The 13190-nt window shown below is 51.7% G+C and carries 10 protein-coding genes and 1 riboswitch; of the genes, 9 read left to right on the forward strand and 1 reads right to left on the reverse strand.

Translation table 11 applies throughout. The features are described 5' to 3' along the window. The first annotated feature begins 105 nt into the window (after nucleotides 1-105). The 9 genes from paeA (at nucleotide 106) to atzF (ending at nucleotide 12552) form a co-directional block, all read left to right on the forward strand. On the forward strand, nucleotides 106-1383 hold the full coding sequence (paeA, locus tag FT643_RS06390; protein WP_156870325.1) for a polyamine export protein PaeA: 1278 nt from the start codon (nucleotides 106-108) through the stop codon (nucleotides 1381-1383). A 62-nt stretch (nucleotides 1384-1445) separates the two neighbouring features. Then, nucleotides 1446-2285: a hypothetical protein gene (locus tag FT643_RS06395; protein ID WP_156870329.1), complete on the forward strand. Its 840-nt coding sequence runs from the start codon at nucleotides 1446-1448 to the stop codon at nucleotides 2283-2285. A gap of 331 nt (nucleotides 2286-2616) precedes the next feature. Beyond that, nucleotides 2617-2735, forward strand: a riboswitch (guanidine-I (ykkC/yxkD leader). Nucleotides 2736-2803: 68 nt separating this feature from the next. Further along, on the forward strand, nucleotides 2804-3889 hold the full coding sequence (locus tag FT643_RS06400; RefSeq protein WP_156870331.1) for a putative urea ABC transporter substrate-binding protein: 1086 nt from the start codon (nucleotides 2804-2806) through the stop codon (nucleotides 3887-3889). A 67-nt stretch (nucleotides 3890-3956) separates the two neighbouring features. Next, nucleotides 3957-4784 carry an ABC transporter permease gene (locus FT643_RS06405; RefSeq protein WP_156870333.1) on the forward strand — a complete coding sequence of 276 codons (828 nt, stop codon included), beginning with the start codon at nucleotides 3957-3959 and terminating at the stop codon, nucleotides 4782-4784. 3 nt (nucleotides 4785-4787) lie between these two features. Further along, the gene (locus FT643_RS06410) at nucleotides 4788-5597 is read left to right on the forward strand and encodes an ABC transporter ATP-binding protein (protein ID WP_156870335.1); all 810 of its coding nucleotides are present in this window, start codon (nucleotides 4788-4790) and stop codon (nucleotides 5595-5597) included. Continuing rightward, nucleotides 5594-6310 carry an urea amidolyase associated protein UAAP1 gene (locus tag FT643_RS06415; RefSeq protein WP_156870337.1) on the forward strand — a complete coding sequence of 239 codons (717 nt, stop codon included), beginning with the start codon at nucleotides 5594-5596 and terminating at the stop codon, nucleotides 6308-6310. The genes FT643_RS06410 and FT643_RS06415 overlap by 4 nt, the downstream gene beginning before the upstream one ends. 12 nt (nucleotides 6311-6322) lie before the next feature. After that, nucleotides 6323-6967: an urea amidolyase associated protein UAAP2 gene (locus FT643_RS06420; protein WP_411267799.1), complete on the forward strand. Its 645-nt coding sequence runs from the start codon at nucleotides 6323-6325 to the stop codon at nucleotides 6965-6967. A gap of 87 nt (nucleotides 6968-7054) precedes the next feature. Then, the gene (gene uca, locus FT643_RS06425) at nucleotides 7055-10687 is read left to right on the forward strand and encodes an urea carboxylase (RefSeq protein WP_156870341.1); all 3633 of its coding nucleotides are present in this window, start codon (nucleotides 7055-7057) and stop codon (nucleotides 10685-10687) included. Between the two features lie 35 nt (nucleotides 10688-10722). After that, nucleotides 10723-12552: an allophanate hydrolase gene (atzF, locus tag FT643_RS06430; RefSeq protein WP_156870343.1), complete on the forward strand. Its 1830-nt coding sequence runs from the start codon at nucleotides 10723-10725 to the stop codon at nucleotides 12550-12552. Here atzF and FT643_RS06435 read toward each other — a convergent pair whose 3' ends face one another. Further along, on the reverse strand, nucleotides 12553-13164 hold the full coding sequence (locus FT643_RS06435) for a DNA-3-methyladenine glycosylase family protein (protein WP_232339871.1): 612 nt from the start codon (nucleotides 13162-13164) through the stop codon (nucleotides 12553-12555). Nucleotides 13165-13190: the final 26 nt, after the last annotated feature.

Genomic DNA, 13190 nt, shown 5'->3' on the forward strand with positions numbered 1-13190 from the left:
GGCCTATACTTGAGCCGCTTCCAGCCTTAAATTAGCCAAGGTTGAAGGTCTGGCATCCTGCAAAAGGCGATCCCGCCGGGTATTGGCAAATTCTGAGAGATTTCAATGAGTGATATGTTGGCAATTGGCATACTGATCTGCGCGAGTGCGCTGTTCGCGATGTCGGAGATCGGCATTGCTGCCGCTCGTAAAATAAAGCTGCGTGTGATGGTGGGTGAGGGCAATACCAAGGCGCAGGACGTGCTGGATCTCCAGCAGGACCCGGGCGCGTTTTTTGCCATGATCCAAATCGCCTTGAACGCAATTTCCATTCTTGGTGGCATCATCGGAGAACAGGCGCTGACCCCATCCATAAAGAACATGTTGCGTTTGGTGTATCAAGGCCCGTTGCTGGACCAGATGAGCTTCGCCATCTCCTTTTTCAGCATCACGGCACTGTTTATACTCTTCGCCGACCTGCTGCCAAAGCGACTGGCTATTATCATACCCGAAGCCACCGCCATCAGATTGGTAACACCCATGCGCTGGATCACCATGCTGGTGTTACCACTGGTGTTCCTGTTTAACGGGCTCACCAACAGTATACTTCGCATGCTCAAACTTCCCATCAAGCGAGAGGAGGCGGTCACCACCGATGACATCATCGCCATGATGGAAGCGGGTGCCGAGGATGGCAGCTTGCAACAGCAGGAATACGATTTGATCGGCAGCGTCTTTGATCTCGATAGTGCCACCATCGGCAGTGTCATGACGCCAAGGGATCAGATCGTGTATTTCAATGCCGACGAAAACGCGGCTGTGATCAGCCAAAAGGTCATTGATCACCCTCACAATGATTTTCTGGTTTGCGACGGCAGCCTGGACAAAATTAAGGGCTCCATAGAATCCAAGACCATTCTTCGCCTGGTCTTAAAAGGTGAACTTCAGGGAATGCATTCGGCACAATTTGATCACGACATCCTTTACCTGCCGGAAACACTAACGCTGTCCGATGGACTGAATGCCTTCAGAGCTGCGAAGCAGCCCTTTGCCGTTGTCATAAATGAATACGGCACTGTAGTTGGACTGGTGACCGTCAAGGATTTACTTAGCAGCTTTATGGGGCAACTGATTACTCATGAAGACGATCAACCCATTTTGCAACGCGATGAAAACTCCTGGCTGATTGAAGGCATCACACCCATCAGCGAAGTGATGCGCGCGCTGAATATTTCGGATTTCCCGGATCGTAGCCAATATGAAACCATCGCGGGCTTTATGATTAACCGACTCAAGCGTCTCCCTCATAAAACAGAACACTGCATTCACCAGGGATACAAATTTGAAGTGCTGGATCTGGAAGGGGTCCGGGTTGAGCAACTATTGGTAACACGCTTAAAATAAACTTGATATTAAACACCCAGATCAAAACCCGGCTAAGCCTTCAACTTCATGGATACCACAACGTGCTGAGCAACTATTGGGATTATTATAAATGGATCAAACCTTATCGCGCCGTTTCAGTTTTGTTTTTGCTTTTTCAAACCCCACTGGCAATACCCTGCGAGCAAAACTTATCGACCCTTGAGTTAGATGCCATTGCGCAGCGCATCTACCTAAATGAATGCAACGGACAAAGCGCCTGTCTGGTGGACTGGAATCCGGGGGAAACCTTCCCGTCCTTGGGTATCGGTCACTTTATCTGGTACCCAGCCCGGATAGACCCGGGTTACGTAGAAAGTTTTCCCCTGCTGGTTGATTACATCAGACGACGGTCTATTGCCCTACCCCGGTGGCTTGCTCAGCTAGATCCACTGGATGCACCCTGGTCTGACCGGGCATCATTTATGAAACAACGTCACCATACCAACGTTGAACAACTCAGATCGTTTTTATTGCAAAACCAAACCGTACAAATTGAATTTATGCAGCAACGCATGCAGCAATCACTGGATAAAATCATTGCCCGGACTGAAGCAGCTAAGCGTAACCAGGTGCGGAAAAATATCGAACTGCTGTGCGCCTCGGTCCAAGGACAATACGCATTAACCGATTACGTCAATTTTAAAGGAGAAGGCTTAGCAAAGCAGGAGCGCACTAACGGGGTTGGCTGGGGCCTAATGCAAGTACTCAGCGGGATGCCCCTCTCTCAATCTGCCACAGATGCAGTTACGCATTTTTCGGAATCAGCGGTCGTCGTATTAACTCACCGAGCCACCAATGCAACCAATCCGCTTGAGCTAACGCAATGGCTGCCCGGGTGGCGCAAGCGGATCCAAACCTACTCCACATTCTCTGCCCCCTAACTCGCGCGCCAGCGCTATCAGTATTCCGGTTATTAATTTATAAACGCAGCCCCCTGATGATGGACTCCGTTACTACTGGCCATGGGACTGAATTGCACCATAGCAACGCACTTAGGACGTAACATGCTGCATTGTGATACAGGCAGCGTGTCTATTAAACCCAATTCAATCACTTAGTTGTCTTTATTACCCGTGGCATGGCACTTGCTACATGACACTTGCTACAAGTAAAGAGTCAACAATTTATCGACGAGGATTTATTGGTTGCTTGCCATTTCCAAATCTCAGTTGTACCCTAACGGGCAATTAATGCAGGTACCAAACAATTTGATTAATAGACAGCTAGGGTTCCGGTCAATATCTATTGATGTCTGGTCCGAGAGCGGTCGACCTTCTCAGGAATCCCCTTCCTGAATGAAGGTTACACGGCGGGATAAAAGCCCGGGAGGCCAACCATGGTGAACAGCCATGAGTCCTCTTTGCTTTTTTTAAAACGTGTGACCTTTGGGAGGTTCATAATGACAGCACGACCAACGTCAATCATCCGCACCACAAAACGCTTCGCCACCGGCTTGCTTCTACTCAGCGTACTAACGGGAATAAGTTCAGCCGCGCAAGCGAAAGATGAATTCAAAATTTGCTGGTCTATCTACGTCGGCTGGATGCCCTGGGACTATGGCGCTCAGCAAGGTATCGTGAAGAAGTGGGCAGACAAATACGACATCAGTATCGATGTAGTACAGATCAATGATTATGTGGAATCCATCAATCAATACACTGCGGGCCAATACGACGGGTGCACAATGACTAATATGGACGCCCTGACTATTCCCGCTGCAGGGGGCATTGATTCAACCGCTCTGATCGTGGGTGATTTTTCTAATGGCAACGATGGCGTGGTTTTGAAAGGCAAAAAATCACTAAAAGACATTAAAGGCCAAAGTGTCAATCTGGTGGAATTGAGCGTATCGCACTATCTGCTGGCGCGGGGTCTGGAATCCGTGGGCATGGCGGAAAAAGATGTCCGGGTAGTGAATACCTCTGACGCAGACATCGTAGCCGCCTATAGCACCGACGACGTCACTTCAGTGGTCACCTGGAACCCGCTTCTGGGTGAAATCGTCGGCATGCCAAACAGCACCAAAGTTTTCGACTCCTCTGAAATTCCCGGAGAAATCATTGACTTGTTAGTGGTGAACAGCAAAACCTTAAAAGCCAATCCGAATTTTGGTAAAGCCTTAACCGGTGCTTGGTATGAAATCATGAGCAGCATGAGTGCGGACGATAAACCTGGCACTGCCGCAAGGACGTTCATGGGCAAAGCCTCGGGTACTGATCTAGCTGGTTATGAAGCTCAACTGGATTCCACCAAAATGTTTTATAGCGCTCAAGAAGCGGTGGATTTCACCCTCAGCAAAACCCTACTGACCACCATGCAGTACATTGCAGAGTTTTCCTTTGACCATGGATTGTTGGGTGATGGTGCTCCGGACGCCGGTTTTATCGGCATTGAAACCCCTTCCGGTGTGTTCGGAGACAGTAACAATATCAAGCTGCGCTTCGACCCAAGCTACATGAAAATGGCCGCAGACGGCGCGTTGTAATCGTCCTTCATCCGGAGCCCTGGGGCTCCGGATGCACATCTGATTCACATTCTGCAGGAGGCCGCTCATGACTAAGCTTGTCAACTTACAGCCATCAAAACCCTGGCGCTGGGCACTGGGAATCATCCCGTTTGTCATACTGGTTTTTTTGTACATGGGTGCCTCCAATGCCCGTCTTGCGGAAAACCCCAACGATAAATTATTGCCCGCCTTCACCAGTTTTACTGCCGCCATTGACCGCCTCGCGTTCACACCAAGTAAACGCACCGGCGAGTATGTATTCTGGCAAGACACCCTAAGCAGCCTGCAAAGAATTATAATCGGTGTCAGCGTTAGTGCATTGCTCGCATTAGTCGTGGGTGTACTGAACGGCTCTATCCCTTATGTGCGCGCAAATCTTTCGCCACTCGTCACCGCTATTTCGCTGATCCCCCCGATGGCAATATTACCGATTCTTTTTATTGTATTCGGGCTCGGTGAACTGTCCAAAGTGATGCTGATCGCCATCGGCATAACGCCTTTTTTAATGCGGGATATGCAACAGCGGGTGCTTGAGATTCCCCGGGAACAGTTAATCAAAGCACAAACCCTGGGTGCCAATAGCTGGCAGATCATCGTGCGGGTTGTACTACCGCAAGTGATGCCGAGGCTCATTGCCAGCGTCCGCTTATCACTGGGATCTGCCTGGCTTTTCTTGATCGCGGCAGAGGCAATCGTAGCCGAAGATGGCTTGGGTTACCGCATTTTTCTAGTGCGGCGCTACCTATCCATGGACGTGATTCTTCCGTATGTTTTCTGGATCGCGGTTCTGGCGTTCGCGCTCGACTTTCTGCTGAGAAATCTTTCCCATTGGCTGTATCCCTGGTTCCACGCACAAACACCTGAGGGAGCCTGAGCCATGAGTTATATTCAAATTAATAACGTATGGAAGGAATACGGCGATCAAGTGGTTCTGGAACGTATCAATAACCAGGTAGAGTTGGGCGAGTTCGTCACCATCGTCGGCGCATCCGGTTGCGGCAAAACCACCTTTTTAAATATGCTGCTGGGCACAGAAAGCCCCACGCGCGGCGTCATCAGCATCGAAGGCGAACCGCTGGCAGCGGAGCCCAACGAAACACGCGGCATTGTTTTCCAACGTTATTCCGTATTTCCCCATCTCACCGTGCTACAGAATGTCATGCTGTCGCGGGAATTCGAACAAAGTAAGTTGCTGTCGCGGCTGTACGGTAAAAAACGCAAGCAAGCAAAATCCGATGCTATGGAAATGATTGACGCAGTGGGCTTGAGCCATGCAATCAGTAAATACCCTCACGAGCTTTCGGGCGGGATGCAGCAACGACTGGCCATTGCACAGGCCCTCATAAAGCGCCCCCGGATACTATTGCTGGACGAACCCTTCGGTGCACTCGACCCCGGCATACGTGCCGACATGCATCAGTTGGTTCTAAGCCTCTGGCGTCGTTACAAGCTGACTATTTTTATGATTACACACGATCTGAAAGAGGGTTTTTATCTGGGCACCCGCCTGTGGGTATTTGATAAAGATCGCTATGATGCGCAAGCGCCCGGTGCTTATGGTGCCCGCATAACCTACGACTTCCCGGTAGGCAAAGTGGATGATGAATCGTGCCGGGAAATAGATGAATCCCTGCAGCGTGCCAGTCGCGCCGCAGAAAAACAGGAGATGGCGGAGGACATACCATGACTGAAATCCTATACCAATACCAAGTCCCCGGTGCTGCCCATTGGTCGTTGCGGGTGCGGCGCGGAACCCGTTTGCGCATTACGGATATTGAAGGTGGTGCCAATGTTGGTATGTTATTTTTCAATCCCGAAGACACACTGGAAAAATTCAACGCGCCCGACACTTTAAAATGCCAGCACACATTTAAGCTCACCCGCGGCAATTGTTTGTATTCCGATATGGGACGAATTTTTTGCTCCATCGTGGAAGACACCTTTGGGTGGCACGACAGCGTTTGCGGTAACGCCAACAAAGCCCTGGTTGAAAAAAAGTGGGGCCGCAAAAATTATCAAAGTGCGCACAACAACTGGCATCAAAACGGTAATGACAGCTTTTTGGTTGAATTGGCCAAGTATGGGCTGGGCCCGCGGGATATGGCATCAAACCTGAATTTGTTCAGCAAAGTCGTGGTAGACGACGCCGGTAATCTGCAACTGGATGAAGAGGCTTGCCGGGCAGGATCCGCGATTACCTTACGTTTCGAAATGGACACACTGGTGGTGCTGCACACCTGTCCGCATCCGCTGAACAGCGCTGCCGACTATCCTCGCAAGCCGGTACTCTGCGAATTAATGACATCAGCACCGCTAACAGACGATGACTATTGCCTGAACTTCCGGCCTGAAAACCGGCGTGGTTTCGAAAACAACCGCTTGTATCATATTCTTAAGTAATATTTGGAGTTCATCATGATTACCGAAAGCAACCTGCAGGCTGAATCGGCTATAGCGCGGGATGTGGTGCCTGCCGGGGATTATTATTTGAAAACGGTTAAAGCCGGTCAGACATTCCGTATTCTGGATCTGGAGGGCAACCAGGCGGCCGACACGCTGTTTTATAACGCCAATGACATCGCCGAACGCTACAGCGCGATGGATACCATTCGTGAGCAGGGCAATGTGTATCTCACCGCCGGCACCCAACTGATCTCCAATTTCGGCCATACCATGCTGACCATCGTCGCCGACACTTGCGGCCGTCACGACACGCTGGGAGGGGCCTGCGCCAGCGAAAGCAATACCGTTCGCTATGATCTGGAAAAACGTTGCATGCACGCCTGCCGTGACAGCTGGATGCTGGCCATTGCCGAAAACGAAACCCTCGGCCTCAACAAACGGGACATTACTCATAACATTAATTTCTTTATGAATGTGCCGGTCACAGCCGAAGGGGGATTAACTTTCGAAGACGGTATTTCAGCTGCCGGAAAATACGTTGAGCTGCTAGCGGCCATGGATGTGATTGTATTGATCTCCAATTGTCCACAACTGAACAACCCTTGTAATGGATACAATCCAACGCCGGTGGAAGTGCTGGTATGGGACGCTTAACCCTAACCCATTGCTGAATTCTCTTTCTTGCTGACCGGGACGGCCCGGTTCAGTTAAACAGCACGGGACGACCCGAAGTGAATGACAATGTTTAATAAAGTTTTGATCGCGAATCGTGGTGCCATTGCCGTCCGGGTTATCCGCACACTCAAGCAGATGGGCATTCAGGCAGTGGCCGTCTACGCGGAAGCCGATGCTGACTCCTTACATGTTCTGCATGCCGATGAAGCGTATAGCCTGGGCGAAGGTGCCGCCGCCGACACTTATCTGAACCAGGATAAGCTGTTCTCTATAATGCAACAACATCAGGTCGACGCGGTCCACCCCGGGTACGGTTTTTTGAGTGAGAATCCGGCTTTTGTTGAACGCTGCGAATCGTCCGGTATTGCCTTTATCGGCCCGACCCCAAAACAGATGCGAGTCTTCGGCCTCAAACACACCGCGCGGGATCTGGCGCAACAGAGTAACGTGCCACTGCTGCCGGGCACGGAGCTGTTGCTTTCAATCCGCGAAGCCGTTGGCGCCGCTGATGAAATCGGTTATCCGGTTATGCTGAAAAGTACCGCCGGTGGTGGTGGTATCGGTATGCAGATCTGCCTGGATCAGCAGCAATTAGAACAGGCCTTCGACAGCGTTAAGCGACTCAGTGCCAACAATTTCAGCAACGACGGCGTGTTCATTGAAAAATACATTGAGCGTGCACGCCATATTGAAGTGCAGGTATTCGGTGACGGAAAGGGCCAGGCCATCGCCTTGGGTGAACGGGATTGCTCGGCTCAACGACGCCACCAGAAAGTGGTTGAGGAAACCCCCGCCCCCAACCTCAGTGATGAGGTAAGACAAACCCTGCACGATGTGGCTGTGCGCTTAACCAGCGCAGTACAGTACCGGAATGCAGGTACGGTTGAGTTTATTTACGATCAAAGCACGGAACAGTTTTATTTTCTGGAAGTTAACACCCGGCTGCAGGTGGAACACGGCGTCACTGAACAGGTGTACGGCGTGGATTTGGTTCAGTGGATGGTGCAATTGGCGGCCGGCAAACTCGCCGCTCTGGAAACACTGACCAACCACATCCGCCCCCAAGGTCATTCCATTCAAGCCCGTATCTATGCGGAAAACCCGCACCAGAATTTTCAACCCAGTGCCGGCTTGCTCGCTGTGGTAGAACTTCCTGAATGCGACGGTAAATCTTTGCGCATAGACCATTGGTTAAGCGCGGGCCTGGAAGTATCGCCCTTCTTTGACCCAATGCTGGCAAAAGTCATTGCCTGGGCGGAAGACCGCGAGCAGGCCATCGCCCTACTCAACCATTCTTTGGCGTCGATCGACCTTCAAGGAATCGAAACCAACTGCGATTACGTGCGCACCATTCTGGCTACCCGGCAATTTCGTGCCGGAGAAATCCACACCCGATTTTTGAATTCGCTTGCGTTTCAGCCTTCAACAATTGATGTGCTGGTGCCTGGTACCATGACCACATTACAGGATTACCCCGGCCGCGTGGGCTATTGGGATGTCGGCGTCCCGCCATCGGGCCCGTTTGATCGTTACTCTTTTCAACTGGGCAATCAGATATTGGGCAATCCACCTCAGGCGGCGGGTTTGGAAATCACCGTCAACGGTCCCACTCTGCGCTTCAATTATCCCACCACCATCGTGTTAAGCGGCGCAGACATGGAGGCCACCCTGGATAACCATCCGCTAGACATGTGGCAACCCTGCCGGATAGAAACAGGTCAAACGTTAAAACTCGGTAAGGTCACCGATACCGGAGCGCGTACCTATCTTTGCGTTGCCGGGGGCTTACTGGCAAATCCCTATCTTGGTTCGGGTGCGACCTTTACCCTGGGTCAATTTGGCGGTTTCAGCGGCCGCGCGTTACGCACCGGTGACGTATTACATCTTCAGCAAGCCAAGTTCGACTGTGTACCCGCTCAAGTGGACCCCGAACTTATTCCGGTAATCGGCCACGATTGGGAACTGCGGGTTATATACGGCCCTCACGGGGCGCCGGATTTTTTCACTGCGGAAGATATAGACGCGTTTTTTGCCGCCACCTGGGAGGTTCATTACAATTCCAGTCGCACCGGTGTGCGCCTGATCGGCCCCAAGCCAACCTGGGCTCGCACTAGTGGCGGCGAAGCCGGCATGCATCCTTCCAATATCCACGATAATGCCTATGCAATCGGAAGTGTGGATTTTACCGGTGATATGCCGGTCATCCTGGGTCCGGATGGCCCCTCCCTTGGTGGATTTGTTTGCCCGGCTACCGTCATTTCTGCCGACCTTTGGAAGCTGGGACAGTTGCGGGCGGGCGACACTCTTCGCTTTGTTGCCGTCACCCAATCCACAGCACAACAGCTAGAACGTGCGCAAAAAAATGAAATTAGCTCCCTGCAGGCACATAGTCCTCCCATTCGAGTTCCAACCTTGGACCCGGCCCGGCTGAATCCGGTCCACTCCCGCCTGAATGCAGAAGAAAATGGAGTGGAAGTGGTGTATCGTCCGGCCGGAGACAAATACCTGCTGGTGGAATACGGACCGCAGGAATTGGATATCCGTCTGCGCTTTCATGCACATGCATTGATGTTGTGGCTGCAGGAACATAAACAACAAGACTCCGCACTGGACGCCATACAGGAACTGACTCCGGGCATACGGTCATTGCAAATCCATTACGATAATTTGCAATTACCCCTAGACGATCTGATTACCCGTTTAAAGCTGGCCGAACGCGAGTTGCAACACAACGACAATCTGGAGGTGCCCTCCCGTATCGTACATATCCCGTTAAGCTGGGACGACCAGGCCTGCCGTCTTGCGATTGAAAAATACATGCAATCGGTGCGCAAAGATGCTCCCTGGTGCCCGAGTAATATTGAATTTATACGACGCATTAACGGCCTCGATTCCATCGATCAAGTTAAGCAAATAGTGTTCGATGCAAGCTATGTAGTCATGGGACTGGGCGATGTGTATTTAGGTGCACCCGTCGCAACCCCTCTTGACCCTCGCCACAGGCTGGTCACAACCAAATACAATCCCGCCCGTACCTGGACTGCGGAAAACTCCGTGGGTATCGGGGGTTCTTATATGTGTGTATACGGAATGGAAGGCCCCGGCGGCTACCAATTCATCGGGCGCACGCTGCAAATGTGGAACCGATACCGGATAACCAACGAGTTTACCCAGCCCTGGTTGCTACGATTTTTCGATCAGATTCGATTTTACGAAGTCAGCGCAGAGGAATTGGTCGATATCCGCACGCGATTTCCCCGTGGGCAGTACCCGTTAAAGATTGAAGAAACCACCTTTAGCCTGAACCAATATCAGGAATTTCTACAACTAAATGAACGTGACATTAGGCAATTTGTTGATCAACGAAATGAGGCCTTCGACGAAGAACTGCAACGCTGGGTAGACAGCGGACAAATTCATTTCGAAGCAGAGACCGGCGCACAAAACAGCGCCGCGGATGAAGATGTACTGGGCGTAGATAGCATCGCGATTGAAAGCCACGTTGCTGGCAATATCTGGCAATGGAAAGTAAAGCCGGGGCAGCGCATAAATAGAGGTGACGTCGTGTGTATCCTGGAATCCATGAAAATGGAAATTGAAGTGATTGCACAGGAAGAAGGCGTAGTCCAAACACTATGCCGGGAGCAAGGCCAACAAGTAAATGCCGGACAACGCCTGTTGGTCGTCAGTACCGACTGAACTTGCAGACAAAACTATTTGAACAGGAGCCAACGATGTTACGTCTTTCCGATATTGACATGAGCCTTGACGGGCTAAACCGGCATTACAGCAGCGGTGACTTCAGCCCCGCCGAGCTGATACGTCTGCTGCTAGAGGAAAACACCCGATTAAACGGCGATAACCCGGCCTGGATACGTCTGTTATCGGAACAGGAAGTGGCGCCCTATCTGGCTGCATTATCCAATATGGACCCTACGACCACCCCGCTCTATGGGATCCCCTTTGCCATCAAAGACAACATAGACTTAGCGGGTGTGCCAACCACCGCGGCCTGTACAGAGTACCGATACACGCCGACTGAGTCTGCTTTTGTGGTGCAACAGCTGGTTAATGCAGGTGCCATCCCCCTAGGAAAAACCAACCTCGATCAATTTGCTACCGGCTTGGTGGGTGTGCGCTCCCCTGCCCCTTGGGGTCCGGTCAAAAACGCCCTGAACAACGACATTATTTCCGGTGGGTCCAGCTCCGGTTCCGCCGTTGTCGTCGCCAAAGGGCTCGCCAGCTTTTCATTAGGCACTGATACGGCCGGTTCCGGTCGTGTGCCCGCTTCACTGAACAATTTGGTCGGCCTTAAGCCCAGCAAAGGTTTACTGAGCACTCGCGGCGTCGTTCCAGCCTGCCGCAGTCTGGACTGTGTCAGCATCTTTGCAGTTCGTTGCTCCGATGCCAACCGCATTCTGGATGTTGCTGCGCAGTTTGATGCTGAAGATGCCTACGCCCGGCGCAATGTATACGAAAACGGCCGCCGCTATTTCAGCGCCGGGGAATCCGCAGCCAAACTGACTATCGGTGTACCCGGGTCCTCACAGCTGAACTTCTTCGGCAACGAAGAAGCACAAAACCTGTTTCAATCGAGCCTGGAACATCTACGCCAACTGGGCGCTACCCTAGTGGAAATAGATTTCCAGCCTTTTGCGCAGGCCGCCAACTTATTGTATGAAGGGCCCTGGGTAGCAGAGCGCTATCTGGCCATCCAGGAAATAATTGAAAATCGCTCTCAATGCCTGCTGCCGGTAATCGAGACTATTATCAGCCAGGGTAAAAAGGCCAGCGCACTGGATGCGTTTTCTGCCCAATACAAATTACAAACCTATTACCAGCAAGCGTTAACGGAACTGCTGAAAGTCGATGCCATTGTCACCCCCACTGCAGGCTCTTTTTATCGCATTGAAGAAGTACAGGACGAGCCGATCCGCCTCAACAGCAATCTGGGCTACTACACCAACTTTATGAACCTTCTGGATTGCGCAGCCGTTGCATTACCTAGCGGCTTCTATAAAAACAAGGTGGGCTTTGGCGTAACCCTGTTCAGCACTGCGCATACTGACAAACACTTGTTATCCATTGGAGCCGCGCTGGAAAAAATCACACGACTGCCCATCGGAGCGACCGGAAAGCCGCTTCAATCAGCCCCGATCCTGCCGAGCAAACCCTATCGTGATTACATTAACCTGGTGGTATGTGGTGCGCACCTGGAAGGCTTGCCTCTGAACTGGCAACTGCAGGAACGCGGGGCGCAGCTTGTGGAAAAAACCCTGTCCTCTGCAGATTATAAATTATATGCGTTAGCGGGGGGGCCACCGTTTCGGCCCGCGATGTTGCGGGTATCGAAAGGCGGAGCCGCTATCGAGGTTGAGGTCTGGAAAGTGCCGACACAACAACTCGGATCCTTTGTTGCTGAAATCCCGGCTCCGCTTGGCATCGGTAAAATACAATTAACCGATGGCCGTTGGGAATCCGGTTTTATTTGTGACAGCAGCGGGTTGGACGGGGCAGAAGAGATTACACATCTGGGCGGGTGGCGAGCTTATATTGCGCGCTGATCAATTCGGCGCACCGCGATAATAATGCCATAGAAAAATAGCACCCACGCTACGCCAGGGCGACCAGATTTCCGTGAGCACTCTTGTCTGCTTAGGGGTGGGTCGTTGTGGCAGGGACTTAAGCTTCATCAACGCCACCTGCAAAGCCAGATCATCCGCGGGAAAAATATCCCGACGCCCTAGAGAAAACATCAGATAAATTTCAGCACTCCAGCGGCCGAAGCCTTTTAACTGCACAATCTGTTGAATGGCTTCGTGATCATCAAGCTCTGCCAGCCTGTCGACGTCCAGGCTACCGTCGGTAATAGCCAGAGCCAAACCTTTTGCATATTCGATCTTGCGATACGACATACCGGCCGTTCTCAGTTGCTCCACGTCGGTTTGCAGCACACGCTCTGGGGTAAGTTCCGGCATCAACAACATCACCCGACCAAGAATAGCGGCACTGGCACTGGTGGAAATCTGTTGCGACAAGATTGTGTGGAACAAAGTAGAAAACCCCGCAGGCCGAACACGGGGCTCAGGTATACCAACCAACCCGACGCCTTTCCCTACATCCGGGTCGGCCTTTGCCAACTCAGCCATGGCTTTTTTGATTATGCGTTTATTCAAAATCGGTCATTGCTGAACACTCAGCC

The organism is Ketobacter sp. MCCC 1A13808, assembly GCF_009746715.1.
Lineage (GTDB): Bacteria > Pseudomonadota > Gammaproteobacteria > Pseudomonadales > Ketobacteraceae > Ketobacter.